At 67.5% G+C, this 14,199-nt stretch carries 10 protein-coding genes and 1 tRNA gene; 6 read left to right on the top strand and 5 right to left on the bottom strand.

Features of this window, described 5'->3' with window-relative positions:
- Positions 1-71 precede the first annotated feature (71 nt).
- Positions 72-145 (bottom strand) — tRNA-Gly (locus OG874_RS44555).
- A gap of 547 nt (positions 146-692) precedes the next feature.
- Here OG874_RS44555 and OG874_RS44550 point away from each other — a divergent pair.
- The 4 genes from OG874_RS44550 to OG874_RS44535 all read left to right on the top strand — a co-directional run bounded on the left by OG874_RS44550 (position 693) and on the right by OG874_RS44535 (position 8,713).
- The gene (locus tag OG874_RS44550; RefSeq protein ID WP_330253031.1) at positions 693-1,652 is read left to right on the top strand and encodes a GGDEF domain-containing protein; all 960 of its coding nucleotides are present in this window, start codon (positions 693-695) and stop codon (positions 1,650-1,652) included.
- A gap of 238 nt (positions 1,653-1,890) precedes the next feature.
- The gene (locus tag OG874_RS44545; protein ID WP_330253030.1) at positions 1,891-2,214 is read left to right on the top strand and encodes a hypothetical protein; all 324 of its coding nucleotides are present in this window, start codon (positions 1,891-1,893) and stop codon (positions 2,212-2,214) included.
- 232 nt (positions 2,215-2,446) lie between these two features.
- Entirely contained in the window at positions 2,447-7,903 is a 5,457-nt protein-coding gene (locus tag OG874_RS44540; protein ID WP_330253029.1) for an ATP-binding protein, read from the top strand.
- 144 nt (positions 7,904-8,047) lie between these two features.
- Positions 8,048-8,713 (top strand): hypothetical protein, encoded by a 666-nt coding sequence (locus OG874_RS44535; protein ID WP_330253028.1) that lies wholly within the window; start codon positions 8,048-8,050, stop codon positions 8,711-8,713.
- Positions 8,714-8,844: 131 nt separating this feature from the next.
- Here the strand turns inward: OG874_RS44535 and OG874_RS44530 are convergent, their stop codons facing one another.
- From OG874_RS44530 to OG874_RS44520, 3 genes are all read right to left on the bottom strand, one after another.
- Positions 8,845-9,141: a hypothetical protein gene (locus tag OG874_RS44530; RefSeq protein ID WP_330253027.1), complete on the bottom strand. Its 297-nt coding sequence runs from the start codon at positions 9,139-9,141 to the stop codon at positions 8,845-8,847.
- Positions 9,142-9,247: 106 nt separating this feature from the next.
- Positions 9,248-10,063 (bottom strand): Fpg/Nei family DNA glycosylase, encoded by an 816-nt coding sequence (locus tag OG874_RS44525; RefSeq protein ID WP_330253026.1) that lies wholly within the window; start codon positions 10,061-10,063, stop codon positions 9,248-9,250.
- Between the two features lie 70 nt (positions 10,064-10,133).
- The gene (locus OG874_RS44520) at positions 10,134-10,607 is read right to left on the bottom strand and encodes a ribose-5-phosphate isomerase (protein WP_330253025.1); all 474 of its coding nucleotides are present in this window, start codon (positions 10,605-10,607) and stop codon (positions 10,134-10,136) included.
- Between the two features lie 304 nt (positions 10,608-10,911).
- Here OG874_RS44520 and OG874_RS44515 point away from each other — a divergent pair, with 304 nt between their 5' ends.
- Positions 10,912-12,093, top strand: a complete 1,182-nt coding sequence (locus tag OG874_RS44515) for a M48 family metallopeptidase (RefSeq protein WP_442943245.1) — start codon at positions 10,912-10,914, stop codon at positions 12,091-12,093.
- A gap of 9 nt (positions 12,094-12,102) precedes the next feature.
- Here OG874_RS44515 and OG874_RS44510 read toward each other — a convergent pair whose 3' ends face one another.
- On the bottom strand, positions 12,103-12,765 hold the full coding sequence (locus tag OG874_RS44510) for a mycothiol-dependent nitroreductase Rv2466c family protein (protein WP_330253024.1): 663 nt from the start codon (positions 12,763-12,765) through the stop codon (positions 12,103-12,105).
- A gap of 163 nt (positions 12,766-12,928) precedes the next feature.
- Between OG874_RS44510 and OG874_RS44505 the strand changes: the two genes are divergently transcribed.
- On the top strand, positions 12,929-14,152 hold the full coding sequence (locus tag OG874_RS44505; protein ID WP_330253023.1) for an NAD(P)/FAD-dependent oxidoreductase: 1,224 nt from the start codon (positions 12,929-12,931) through the stop codon (positions 14,150-14,152).
- Positions 14,153-14,199: the final 47 nt, after the last annotated feature.

The raw sequence follows: 14,199 nt of genomic DNA, 5'->3' as shown, positions 1-14,199 counted from the left end.
TGCGCTACCAAGCTGCGCTACACCCCGTGGCCTCGCGGCGGAAGACGGCGCCGACGAGGATGAATCCAGTATGGAGCGGATGACGGGAATCGAACCCGCACTATCTGCTTGGAAGGCAGAAGTTCTACCATTGAACTACATCCGCAGGCATACGACATCGTTGGGATCGCCACGATGTCGTGTGCGCACCGACTGTACCGAATCCGGCGTCGGAAACGCCAATCCGCCCTGCCGAACCGCTTCGCGTGACTGTTGACGAGTCCACGATCCAGCCATCGACAGTAGCCAATCGCTATCGCCCTTCTTGTCGAGCCCCCTAGACTAGCAGTGCCGCCGAGCCGGATCAGGCGATAGGCACCATGATTCACCTCCGTTCGGCGTGCCGTCGGCGTGTCGGTCCGCGACTTCCCGGCGAACGAAATTCATGTGTAACGCCGGAGGCGCGGCAGCGATCAAGTACCCGATCGCCATTCGCGAGGGACCGAGAACTCGTTGTAAAACAGCATTTTTCGGTGCCGAGTGGCTTGCTAGGATCCTTTTTGCCGGACGGGGGTATCTGGAAAGGGGGCGGTGAGCGTGCACCAAGCGAGGTGGACACAACCGCGTAGCAGTGGGAACGATCGGGGTGACGCCGGCACCTGCGTGGGAACAGGGCACCCGGGTACCGACATCACCCGTGGCGGGTGAGCGCGATGTCTGCGGATATCGAGCCATCCGTAGCGCAGATGGCAGGCGCGTGGGCGTGTGCGGTCTGCGCGGAACCAGGATCACACGCGTCACCACAACAGTTGCAGCCGGTATTGGTCGAGATCATCGAGCGGCTGCTATTGCTGGCCAGGTCCGAGCCCTTTCCGGTGCCCGAAGCGCGGATGTTGGGCGCGCGGCTGGTCGAGGCGCCGTTCGAACGGACCAGAATGCTGGCCCAGGCCACCCGGTGGCTGCTCGGCTTCCCGGCGGGCGCGACCGGGTCGCTGGTCGCCACGCGTTGGCCGCTGGTCGCCAGCCAGGCCATCGACAGCTATGCCCAGGCGCTGCAGGAACGCGCACTGGCCCAGCAAAAGCAGGACCTTTCGGCGGCGGTGTCGTTGCGCGTGCAGGAGATCACCGCGCTACAGCATCGGCTGCGGCACGAGGCAACCCACGACGCGTTGACCGACCTGGCCAACCGGACGCTGCTGCAAGACAAGGTGCGGCTGATGGCGGCCGACCCGAACCGCGGCGTCGGGCTGCTGGTCGTCGACCTGGACCGCTTCAAGCAGATCAACGACAGCTACGGGCATGCGGTCGGCGACGAGGTGCTCGTCGAGCTGGCCCGCAGGCTGCGCGAGATCTGCCTGCCGGACCCGGACACTGTCATCTGCCGCTACGGCGGTGACGAATTCGTGCTGGCCACCAACCCGTACCACGACACCCTCGGCGATATCGCGCACCGGATCGTGGCGGCGCTGCGCGATCCGGTGTGGTCGACGGCCGGTCCGGTACCGGTCTCGGCCAGTGTCGGCACCGCCTACTGTCCGCCGGGCGACTCCTGCGATTTCACCGATCTGCTGCGTCTCGCCGACCACGCGATGTACTCGGCGAAGACCGCGGGCGGTCGCCGCTTCGCCCTCGCCGAAACCGATAAACCCGAAATCAAAGCCGTCGCAGGCTGATCCGTCACAGACCCTCTGGTCACCGCGCACCGTGTCGGTGCGGCGACCAGAGGGTCTGTCCGGTCGGCTGGCTCGACTGCTGGGGCACCAGAACAGGTTTCAGCCCTCCGGACGACGGACATGCCACAGAGGCTGCAGGCGTTGATACGTAGGGTGCGTCGCCGATCGGACGCAGGGCGCGGTGGCGCGCTGACCGGTGGGGCTCGGCGACCGCCGAAGATCAGTTCGGGGTGCCGCGTTGCCGGACCAGCGGGAGTACGACGCCACCGGGCCGGTACGCCTGAACGGCGCGTATGTCCGCGACGAGGTCGGACAGGCCGCATATGTGCGCGAGCTACTTGAGGCCTTCGATGCGGGAGGCATCGACAGCGCCTTCGTGTTCATCTTCGCGCTCTACGATATGCCGTACCGCCCCGACGGCAATCGCCGCGACGACCTGGATCTCGCCAGCTACGGCATCGTCAAGATCCTCGAGAACCGCCAGGGCGACACCTACCCCGACATGCGGTGGGAACCCAAGGCGGCGTTCACCGCGGTCGCCGAGTTCTACCGAGGTCACTGAGCGGGATCGGCCATGCGAAAACGACTTGGACACGCACCGGGATCACGACGCAGGCCGAGGAATTGCGCCACCATTGTCACGGCCAACATATGGCTTCTCCCACGCTACGGGCGGGTAACCCCAGCACGCTGTACGCATCCGTGGAATAAAGGGGGACACTACGCGGGACCGAGAGTCGCAACCCCTCGCCCGTCGACCGGGCCAGCGCTCAGGATTAGGAAGGAGTCGGCGAGTGTTCAGCCGCATCGCCATTGTGAATCGGGGAGAGGCCGCCATGCGGCTCATCCACGCCGTCCGAGACTTGGCCGCGGAGACCGCGCGACCGATCGAAACCGTCGCTCTGCACACCGATGTCGACCGGAACGCGACCTTCGTGCGCGAGGCCGACATCACCTACGACCTCGGTCCGGCGTCCGCCCGCCCGTACTTGGATCTGAAGGCGCTCGAGCGTGCGCTGGTGGCGACCGGAGCCGACGCCGCCTGGGTCGGCTGGGGTTTCGTCGCGGAAGACCCGGCCTTCGCGGAGCTGTGCGAACAGATCGGCGTCACCTTCATCGGCCCCAGCCCGGAGGCCATGCGCAAGCTCGGCGACAAGATCGGCGCGAAGCTGATCGCCGAGGAGGTCGGCGTGCCGGTCGCGCCGTGGAGCCGCGGTGCGGTCGAGACCGTGGAAGCCGCCATGACGGCGGCGGCCGAGATCGGCTACCCGCTGATGCTGAAGGCGACCGCCGGCGGCGGCGGGCGCGGTATCCGGGTGGTCACCAACGACGCCGACCTTGTCGATGCCTACGAGCGCACCCGTCAGGAGGCCGCGCGGGCGTTCGGCAGCGGCGTGGTGTTCCTGGAGCGACTGGTCACCGGTGCCCGCCACGTCGAGGTCCAGGTGATCGCGGACGGCCAGGGCACCGCGTGGGCGCTCGGCGTCCGTGACTGCTCGGTGCAGCGGCGCAACCAGAAGGTCATCGAGGAGTCCGCGTCACCGGTGCTGCGCCCCGAGCAGGCAGCCGAGCTCAAGGCATCGGCCGAGCGGCTGGCGATCGCGGTCGGTTATCGCGGTGCGGCGACCGTCGAGTTCCTCTACCACCCCGGTGACCAGCTGTTCGCATTCCTCGAAGTCAACACCCGACTGCAGGTCGAACACCCGATCACCGAATACACCACCGGTTTCGACCTCGTTCGGGCACAGCTGTTGGTGGCCTCCGGCGGCCGGCTCGAGGGCGATATGCCCGCGGAACGCGGGCACGCCATCGAGGCCAGGCTCAACGCCGAAGACCCCGACCGTGACTTCGCGCCTGCCCCGGGCCGCATCGCGCGGCTGGATCTGCCTGCCGGGCCGGGCATCCGCGTCGACACCGGCGTCAGCGAGGGCGACACGATCCCCGCCGACTTCGACTCGATGATCGCCAAGATCATCGCCTACGGCCGTGATCGTGATGAAGCGCTGGGCAGGCTGCGCCGGGCCGTCGCGCAGACCAGGGTGATCATCGAGGGCGGCGCGACGAACAAGAGCTTCGTGCTCGACCTGCTGAACCAGCCCGAGGTGATCGACGCCAGTGCGGACACCGGCTGGATCGATCGTGTTCGCGGCGAGGGCAGGCTCATCTCGCACCGGCATTCCGCCATCGCGCTGGCCGCCGCCGCCATCGACGCCTACGAGGAGGACGAGCGGGCCGAGCGGCATCGGCTGCTGTCCACGGCGTCCGGCGGGCGACCGCAGGTACAGCACGAGAGTGGTCGACCGCTCGACCTCAAGCTGCGCGGCGCGGGCTACCGCGTGCGTGTCGCACGCATCGGTGCGCATCGGTTCCGCATCGGCATCGAGGCGGGTGGCGACATCCGCACCGCCGACGTCGATCTCGAGCGCTTCGACAGCCACACCGGGCAGATTCTGGTCAACGGCACCCGGTACCGCCTGATGACCGGCACACATGGGCCGATCCACCTCGTCGATGTCGACGGTGTGACACATCGGATCAGCCGCGACGAGGGCGGCATCGTCCGCTCACCCGCCCCCGCGCTGGTCGTCGCCACACCGCTCGAGATCGGCGCCGAGATCGAGGCGGGCGCTCCGGTGCTCGTGCTGGAGAGCATGAAGATGGAAACGGTGCTGCGCGCGCCGTTCAAAGCGCGGCTGAAGGAATGCGCCGTATCCGTCGGCACCCAGGTGGAGACCGGTGCACCGTTGCTGTGGCTCGAGCCGCTCGCCGAGGGCGACGAGGCCGAGGCCGTCACCGCGGTCGGGTCCGTCGAGCTGGACCTGCCCGCCGGGTCCGCGCAGGTCCAACCGCACGAGCGAACGACCCGCGGCCAAGAGGACCTGCGCAGTCTGCTGCTCGGTTTCGACGTCGACCCGCATGACGACCACCGCGTACTCGACGACTACCTCACCGCGCGCCGCGCGGCCTTCGAGGACGGCCGCCGACCGCTCGCCGAGGAACTCGAACTCATCGCGGTGTTCGCCGACCTCGCGGAGCTGAGCCACAACCGCTCCTCGGATGAGGAGGGCAGCCACAGCCACGTCCACAGCGCCCGCGAGTACTTCCACACCTACCTGCAAAGCCTCGACGTCGAGCGGGCCCGGCTGCCGGAGTCGTTCCGAGCCAAGCTCGCCAACGCGCTCGGCCACTACGGTGTCACCGATCTGGAACGTTCACCCGAACTCGAAGCCGCGGTCTTCCGGATCTTCCTCGCCCAGCAACGCCCCTCCGACACCGTCACCGTCATCACGACGCTGCTGCGCGAGTGGCTGCGCGAGCCGATGCCGGATCGGGCACTGCGCGAGCCCGTCGGCCTGGCGCTGGAGCGGTTGGTGGCCGCGACGCAGGTGCGCTTCCCCGTGATCGCCGACCTCGCGCGCGGCCTGGTGTACGCCTGGTTCGGCCAGCCGTTGCTGCGGCGAAATCGCGCCCGCGCCTACACCAACATCCGCAGGCATCTGCGCCACCTGGACGCGCATCCGGATGCGTCCGATCGCGCCGAGCACATTGCCGACATGGTGCGCAGCACCGAGCCGCTGGTGCGGCTGCTCGGCCAGCGGCTGGTGCGCGGCAAACTGGACAACACGGTCATGCTGGAGGTGTTGACCCGGCGGTACTACGGCAACAAGGGCCTGACCAGCGTTCGCACCCAGGACGTGGGCGGTTGCACATTCGTGATCGCCGAGCGCCGTGGTCTGAGCCTGGTGTCCGCGGCGGTGAGCTTCGACGCGCTCGACGCCGCGCTGCGCGGACTCGCCGAACTGGCGACCGGCGCCGCGTCCATCGACGCCGACATCTACCTCAGCTGGGAGAAGCAGCCAGGGGACTTCGACGCGATGGCAGCGGCGTTGCACGACGCCCTCAGCACGCATCCGATGCCGAACCAGGTACATCGGATCACCGCCACCGTCGCCGGTAGCGGCGGTGCGGTGATGCACCATCACTTCACCTTCCGCCCATCCGCCACCGGCATGGCCGAGGAGCGACTGATCCGCGGTCTGCACCCGTATATCGCGCAACGGATGCAGATGCAGCGGCTGCACAAGTTCGACCTCACCCGGCTGCCGTCGTCCGATGACGAAGAGATCTACCTGTTCCGATGCGTCGCCAAAGAGAACCCGTCCGACGATCGCCTCATCGCGTTCGCGCAGGTACGTGACCTGGCCGCACTGCGTGAGACCGACGGTCGACTGCTCGCGCTGCCGACCGCGGAGGCCACCATCGCCACCTGCGTCGACTCGATCCGGCGGGCACAGTCGCTGCGACCTTCGGCCAAACGCTTCAACACCAACCGCATCGTGATGTACATCTGGCCGCCGATCGACGTCACCCCCGCCGAACTGGAGACGGTCATCCAGCACGTGCGCCCGACCACCGCGGGTGCCGGGCTCGAGGAGATCCTGCTCATCGCGCGTCAGCGTGATGCCGACACCGGCGAGCTGGTCAAGGTCGCCGTGCGCATCGGCTTCGACGCCACCGAAGTGACCGTCGGCGACCGGTCCGATGAGCCGGTCGAGCCGCTCGACGCGTACCGGCAGAAGGTGCTGCGGGCCAGCAGCCGCAACACGGTGTACCCCTACGAGCTGACCGGTCTGCTCGGCGACTTCGCCGAATACGACCTCGACGCCGACCACGCGCTGGTGCCGGTCGACCGACCCAAGGGACGCAACACCGCGGCAATCGTCGCGGGCGTGGTCACCACACCGACCCCGCAGCATCCAGAGGGCGTCACCAGGGTGATCCTGCTCGGTGATCCGACGAAGTCGCTCGGCGCACTGTCGGAACCGGAGTGCCGCCGCGTGATCGCCGCAATGGACCTGGCCGAACAGATGCAGGTACCGCTGGAGTGGTACGCGCTGTCCTCCGGCGCCCGGATCTCCATGGAGTCGGGCACCGAGAACATGGACTGGGTGGCGGCCGCGCTCAAGCGGATCGTCGAGTTCACCCAGGACGGCGGCGAGATCAACATCGTGGTCGCGGGCATCAACGTCGGCGCACAGCCGTACTGGAACGCCGAGGCGACGATGCTCATGCACACCAAGGGCATCCTGGTGATGACGCCGGAATCCGCGATGGTGCTCACCGGCAAGCAGGCGCTGGACTTCTCCGGTGGCGTATCGGCCGAGGACAACTTCGGTATCGGCGGCTACGACCGGGTGATGGGTCCGAACGGGCAAGCGCAGTACTGGGCGCCGGATCTGACATCGGCACGAGACGTGCTGATGTCGCATTACGACCACACCTACGTCGCGCCCGGCGAGCAGGCGCCGCGGCGGTCGCAGACCAGCGACCCCGTCGATCGGGATGTCTCCGACTTCCCGCACGTATTGGCGGACAGCGATTTCACCACCGTCGGCGAGATCTTCTCCGCCACCGCCAACCCGGACCGCAAGAAGCCCTTCGACATCCGGACCGTGATGCGGGCACTGTCCGACCAGGACCACCCGGTGCTGGAACGCTGGGCCGGCATGGCCGACTCCGAAACGGCAGTGGTGCAGGACGCGCATCTCGGCGGCATCCCGGTGTGCCTGCTCGGCATCGAGTCACGGAATGTGCCGCGGCGCGGATTCCCGTCCACCGACGGCCCGGACACCTACACCGCAGGCACCCTGTTCCCGCAGTCATCGAAGAAGGCCGCCCGGGCAATCAACGCGGCCAGTGGCAATCGGCCGCTGGTCGTGCTCGCAAACCTGTCGGGCTTCGACGGCTCGCCCGAATCGATGCGAAAGCTGCAGCTGGAGTACGGCGCCGAGATCGGCCGCGCGATCGTGAATTTCCAAGGTCCCATTGTGTTCTGCGTGATCTCCCGGTATCACGGCGGTGCGTTCGTGGTGTTCTCGAAGGCGCTGAACCCGAATATGACCGTGCTCGCGCTGCGAGGCTCGTTCGCCTCGGTGCTCGGCGGCGCTCCAGCCGCTGCGGTGGTGTTCTCCGGTGACGTCAACACCCGCACCGCGGCCGATCCCCGGGTGCGCGACCTCGAGGCCCGTGTTGCGAACGCACCCGGCACCGACCGCGCGGCCCTGACCGCGGAGCTCGACGAGGTCCGGTTGTCGGTGCGCGCGGACAAGCTCAGCGATGTCGCCGCGGAATTCGACCGCGTGCACAATATTCAGCGCGCTGTCGAGGTCGGTTCAGTCGACGCCGAAATCAGCGCCGCTGAACTGCGCCCACGCATCATCGAAGCCATCGAGGCCCGCCTGCCTGGTTAACACGGGGTTGTAGCCAGGGTGGCTCACCTTCAGTGGCGAGATTGTCACTGAAGGTGAGCCTTGGCGCCCCGGGCTGGTGTGTTCGATGCCAGCCCACCGCGGATGCTTGCCCTTGTTGTCGGTGCTTGCCGCTAGTCTGCTGGCATGGTCGGACCAGACACGGCGCTGCGCCGACTGACGCGCGAGGCAGGAAAGCTGCTGCAGCAGTACGGCTTTCACGGCTCGGAGGCTACGTGGGTGCGAGTCGTGCCGGGCGGTGTGGCGTCGGTCGCCCGCACCCGGACACTGCGCACCTGGACCGACGGGCAGCAGGTGATCAGATTCGGCCTTGGCCTGAGCGCTACACCGACCGCCTGGTGGGAATTCCGTAACTGGCGCAATGCGCAGCTGGGTCTGCCGCTCACACAGCTCGAGCAGGCGACCGGCCCCGGCCTGATCGACGACCGCGGCATATCCGATGATCTGACCGCGCTGTGGTCCCTACAACTCGACCCGACGCAATCGGGCCAGCACGCGTTGCAGGCAGACGTCGACACCATCCGCGCCGAGCTGCCCCGGCGCGTGCACGCCTATGCGCGCCGGGCGCTGCGGCTGCTGGAACCGGACCGCTACCTCGACGAACTGTTGGCCGAGCCGAACCCACAGGACACGACTTGGGAGGCGATCGTCGTCCTGCTCGCCGACCGCGGACCAGGACCGCAACTCGACGACGCATTCAACCAGTTCAGGGCATGCATCACGGACCAGGACACGTCGGCCTACGCAGAGAACCTCATCGCATACGCACGAGACCGTGCCGCCCTGGTTTGAGCAAGTACGGGCACTGATTCAAGCGAAGCGCCGTACCACGGCCGGGGTGCCGAGCGGACGGGCGATCAGTGGCTCCAAGAGTGCGTTGTTGGGGTGCTTGCAGGAGCCGGGCATTCGGGGCCTCCATCTCACTACCGCAACCGCTCATACAGCCGATCGAACCGGTTCCCCAGCACCGTGTAGGCGTCCAACCACCCGCTGCTGGCCGCGATCTCGCACAGCGGACCGGTCGCGACGAACAGAAACCGCAGATCGGGCAACCGACTCATGTCACCCCGCCGAATCAGCTCGGCATGACCGGTGAGATCGCCCACGAGCCCCGCCTCATCCGCATACCGAGACTGCCAGCTCAGATCCTGCGGCCCGGCCTGCACGATCGCCATCACCTGATCGAGGATGTCGAGTATCTCCGCCGCCTCCGACTTCACCCCACCAGCTTGGCACGCCCGAATCGCGACACCACCAACGCTCGAAACCGGCGAGTCTCTCGACCGGTCAGCAGGATTTCTGACCGGAAGCGTTCAACCGGGAGACTCATCCAGGCTGACAGGTGGGGCACCAGAACAGGTTTCGGCCCTCGAGTACGGAGTGCAGAACGGTGGAGCGGCAGAGACGGCAGGGGTCACCGGCGCGACGGTAGACGTAGGTGCGGGGCTTGTCCGGGGCGTAGGCCGGTGCGCCGTGATCGTGTTCGCGACGGACTACGACGATCTTGCCGCGGCGCACGCCTACTCGCATGAGATCGACCAAGTCGGTCCAGATGGCTTGCCACTCTTCGTGACTCAGCTGAGTACCGGTGCGATGCGGTGAAATGTTGTGGCGGAACAGGACTTCCGCTCGATAGACGTTGCCGACGCCGGCGAGCACCTGCTGGTCCATCAGCAGCGCGCCGATCGGTCTGCGCGAGCGGTGAATTCGGAGCCAGGCCCGTTCGGGGTCGGCGCCGCGCCGCAGTGGATCCGGGCCGAGCCGCTCGGTCAGCGCCGTCAGCTCCGCTCGGGTGTACACCTCACAGGCGGTCGGGCCGCGTAGGTCGGTGCCGTACAGGCGATCATCGGCCGACGCGTCCCCTACGATCCGCATCCGCACCTGTCCGACCGGCTCCCCCATCGGCAATGGCACCTCGGTGAACACCCCGTACAGCCCGAGGTGCACATGCACGATGAGACCCGAATCGTAGTGGTGCAGTAGGTGTTTGCCCCACGCCTCGGCCCGCGTCAGCAGCTGTCCGTCGACGCGGGCGGCACCGGCGGCGAACTTCCCCTGCGGACTGGAGACGCGCACCACTCCCCCGGCGAAGCGCCGTTGATGCAATCGCGCCAGTCGGTGCAGCGTATGCCCCTCAGGCATGGAGCTGGTTATCCTCTCTGTTCCGCCGCCCGCAAACGTGTTGTCTTGCGGGACGGCGGATTACCCAAGATCAGTAGGCCGGAACAGCCGGGGGCACACCGGTCTTCTCGTACTCGGCCAGGATGTCGATGCGACGCTGGTGGCGCGGCTCCTCGGACCACTTGGTCGAGACGAAGGCGTCTACGATCGCGAGCGCCTCCTCGGTGGAGTGCATGCGGCCGCCGATACCGATCAGCTGGGCGTTGTTGTGCTCACGGGCCAGCTGGGCGGTCTCCACACTCCAGGCCAGGGCGCAGCGGGCGCCGGGCACCTTGTTCGCGGCGATCTGCTCGCCGTTGCCGCTGCCACCGAAGACCAGGCCGAGGCTGCCCGGGTCGGCGACGGTGCGGCGGGCCGCCTCGACGCAGAAGGCGGGGTAGTCGTCGAGGGCGTCGTACTCGAGGGCGCCGCAGTCGACGACCTCGTGGCCCGACTGCTCGAGATGGGCCTTGACGTGATTCTTCAGTTCGAAACCGGCATGGTCGGCACCGAGGTATACGCGCATGGCTGCGATTGTGTCAGGCGTGTTTCGCGGTGCCGCGCGGTGGGCGGCACCACTGTCTCTCCACCAGGTCCGGACGCACCACCCCGCGGTTGCGTCGCGGGCTGGCCGTCTCGATCGCCGCGGCCGCCGCGGTCGGCCTGCTCGGTGCGGCATCCGTGCGAGCGTCGCACCAACGGGACCAGGATTAACATCACTGGCCGCCACGGCGAATCGACAGATATGTCAGCTGTGTTCGCGGCCACCGGTGCCGACCACACGGCAACGGCCCGAACCTCGTCCCTGGCAAATGAATAGAGTTCTTCCCATGCAGCCGCACGAACCCCAGCCGCCCCAGCAGGCGGGCCCACCCGCCGATCCCTATCCCGCACTCGGCGGGTGGGCGCAGGCTCAGGACGCGACCGCCACACCGACCGGCCGGGCACACGGCCAGCACGATTCGCCCCAGTACCCAGCACCCGCCTCGTCGCCCCAGTACCCGCAGGCACCGTATCCCGGGCCGCCGTACCCCACTCCCGCGTACGGCCCCGCACCCTATGGCCCCTACGGTGTGGCTCCGACCCCGCCCGGAATGCCACCGCAGCGTCAGCCGCGCGGTCTCTCGCCGTACGGCATGCCCGCGCGGCACCCGTGGGAGATTCCGCTGCTGGTCGTCGTGTGCGTGATCACCACCATCGCGTTGGCGTTGGGATTGCTGATCTTCATCGACCTGATCCTGGACGCGAAGCTGCCGAACCCGTATCTCGTGGTGCTGGTATTCGCACCGATAGTGGTCTGGGCGCTGCGCGGCATGAACTACGCGACCCAGCGGGTGAACGGCGTCAAGATGTCGCCCACGCAATTCCCCGAGGGCTATCAACTGGTGGTCGAGGCGGCGGCCCGGTTCGGTATGGCCAAGGTCCCGGACGCCTACGTGGTGCTCGGCAACGGCCAGATCAACGCCTTCGCCTCCGGGCACGGGTTCCGGCGTTTCGTCGTCGTCTACAGCGATCTGTTCGAAATCGGTGGCGCGGCACGCGAACCCGACGCGCTCGCCTTCATCATCGGCCACGAGGTCGGGCATATCGCCGCCGGGCACACCTCGTACTGGCGTCAGCTCGGCATGTTCGTCGCACCGTCGCTGCCGGTCGTCGGCAGCTCACTGATCCGCTCCCAGGAGTACACCGCCGACAACCACGGCTATTGCAACCGGCATCAGGGCGCGCCGATGGCGATGGGCACCCTCGGTGCGGGCAAATACCTCAACAAACTGGTCGGCTTCGACGAGATGGCCGACCGGGCCGCGGTCGAGAAGGGCTTCTTCGTCTGGGTCATCAATGCGATGTCCTCGCATCCGGTGCTGACCTGGCGCATGTGGGCGCTACGCGACCGCAGCAGGCACGGCCGCCTCTTCTGGCGACCGAACCGACCGGCCGGTGCGCCCCCGGCCGTTCCGTATCCGAGCAGCTACGGCGAGGTTCCGGCACTGCCACCGAAACCCGTGCCGTAGCTCGGCGACTCAGTCGAAGACCGGATCCTCGGTCCTGGTCCGCTTCAGCTCGAAGAAGTGCGGGTAGGCGGCCAAAGTGACCGCGGCGTCCCACAGCTTCCCGGCCTCCTCCCCGCGTGGAATCCGCGACAGCACCGGACCGAAGAACGCGTTGCCGTTGATGTGGATGGTCGGTGTGCCGACATCGGGGCCGACCTTGTCCATGCCCTCGTGATGGCTGGTACGCAGCGCCTCGTCGAACTCGGTGCTCTCGGCGGCCGCGGCGAGGTCGGCGGGCAGACCGACCTCGGCCAGCGAATCCGCGATCACCGCTGCCAGGGTCTCCTTGCGGGAGTCGCGGGTGTACTCCTCGCGGCGGTTGTGGATGCGGGTGCCCATGGCGGTGTACAGCGGAGACAACACCTTGTCGCCGTGCTCCTGCGCGGCGGCGATGGCGACCCGGACCGGACCCCAACCAGTGGCGAGCAACTCCTCGTACTGCGGCGGCAGCCCCTCCTTGCCCTCGTTCAGCACCGACAGGCTCATCACGTGGAATCGGGCCTCGATATCGCGAACCTGCTCGACCTCCAGGATCCAGCGGGAAGTGATCCAACACCACGGGCACAGCGGATCGAACCAGAAATCGGCAGCATCCTTCGTCGTCTTCTCGGTCACAGACCTGTTCCTCTCCATCGCATGCTCGGGACGCGGCGGACTCGGCACGCCACTACCCGTGGCCAACCACGGTGGAACGCGATTCGTTCCCGAGCCGGACGCCGATTTCCCGGAGGGGCGCGGCCGGTCCCAGTAGGGTTGACACGCAGGCATCCGGTTCCCTCCCGACAAGGAGTCCGAAATGACCTCTGATCAGCGTTTCGTCATCGTCGGCGGCGGCCTGGCCGCGGCCAAACTGGCGGAAGCTCTGCGCGACAACGACTTCGCCGGAACTGTGACGCTGATCAGCGCCGAGGACTATCTGCCCTACGAGCGACCACCGCTGTCGAAGGAACATCTGGCGGGGAAGAAATCGCTCGAGGAATTCACCGTGGAACCGGGCCAGTGGTACCGCGATCATCACATCGACGTCCGGCTCGGCACCGAGGTCGGCGCGGTCGATCGGACCGCGAAAACCGTCACACTGCCGGATGGTTCGACGCTCGGCTACGACAAGCTCGCGCTCGCAACCGGCGCCACACCACGCCGCCCGCCGATTCCGGGCGTGGACGCCCGCAATGTCTACACGCTGCGCACGATCGACGACTCCGACACCCTGATCGACCTGTTCGGCACCGCACGGCGCATCGTCATCATCGGCGCGGGCTGGATCGGACTGGAGGTCGCCTCGGCCGCGCGCGCCGCTCAGGTCGAGGTCACCATCGTCGAGAGCGCCGAACTGCCGCTGCTGGGCGCCTTGGGGCCCGAGATGGGCCGGGTCTTCGCGGATCTGCACCGCGAGCACGGCGTCGACTTCCGATTCGGCGCACAGGTCGGCGAGATCACCACCCATCAGGTGGAAACGGATCTGGCGACCGGCGTGCGGCTCGCCGACGGCACCGTCATCGAGGCCGACGCGGTACTGGTCGCGATCGGCGCCCGCCCCAATAACGAGTTGGCCGCCGACGCCGGACTCGCGATCGACAGTGGTGTGCTGGTCGACGCCGGCCTGGCCACCAGCGATCCGGATATCGTTGCCGTCGGCGATATCGCCGAGCAGCAGCATCCGGTGCTCGGCCGCCGAATTCGGGTGGAGCACTGGGCCAATGCGCTCAACCAGCCCGCCGTCGCGGCGCAGACCATGCTCGGCAAGCCGGCGTCCTATGAGCGACTGCCCTACTTCTTCACCGACCAGTACGACCTGGGCATGGAGTACACCGGATACGCCGCGCCCGGCGAGTACGCGCGGGTGGTGGTGCGCGGCGATCAGGCGAAACGCGAGTTCGTCGCGTTCTGGCTCGACGCCGACAACCGGGTGCTGGCCGGAATGAACGTCAATGTCTGGGATGTGACCGACCGGATCAAGGAGTTGATCGGCCAACAGGTCGATCCCGACCGGCTCGCCGATACTTCCGCGCCGTTGTGATGCCGATCACCGCAAAGTATTCGAGAATGTGTCGAATCGGCGCGACG

Origin of the sequence: Nocardia sp. NBC_00565 (assembly GCF_036345915.1) — a bacterium.
Taxonomy (GTDB): Bacteria; Actinomycetota; Actinomycetes; order Mycobacteriales; family Mycobacteriaceae; genus Nocardia.
This window is presented reverse-complemented; position numbering and strand designations above follow the sequence as displayed.

What these genes read in the sequence shown, in the direction of transcription:
- OG874_RS44550 (WP_330253031.1), top strand. Translation starts at nt 693, where the DNA reads ATGTCTGCGGATATCGAGCCATCCGTAGCGCAGATGGCAGGCGCGTGG.
- OG874_RS44535 (WP_330253028.1), top strand. Translation starts at nt 8,048, where the DNA reads ATGGTCGGACCAGACACGGCGCTGCGCCGACTGACGCGCGAGGCAGGA.
- OG874_RS44525 (WP_330253026.1), bottom strand. Translation starts at nt 10,063, where the DNA reads ATGCCTGAGGGGCATACGCTGCACCGACTGGCGCGATTGCATCAACGG.
- OG874_RS44520 (WP_330253025.1), bottom strand. Translation starts at nt 10,607, where the DNA reads ATGCGCGTATACCTCGGTGCCGACCATGCCGGTTTCGAACTGAAGAAT.
- OG874_RS44515 (WP_442943245.1), top strand. Translation starts at nt 10,912, where the DNA reads ATGCAGCCGCACGAACCCCAGCCGCCCCAGCAGGCGGGCCCACCCGCC.
- OG874_RS44510 (WP_330253024.1), bottom strand. Translation starts at nt 12,765, where the DNA reads ATGGAGAGGAACAGGTCTGTGACCGAGAAGACGACGAAGGATGCTGCC.
- OG874_RS44505 (WP_330253023.1), top strand. Translation starts at nt 12,929, where the DNA reads ATGACCTCTGATCAGCGTTTCGTCATCGTCGGCGGCGGCCTGGCCGCG.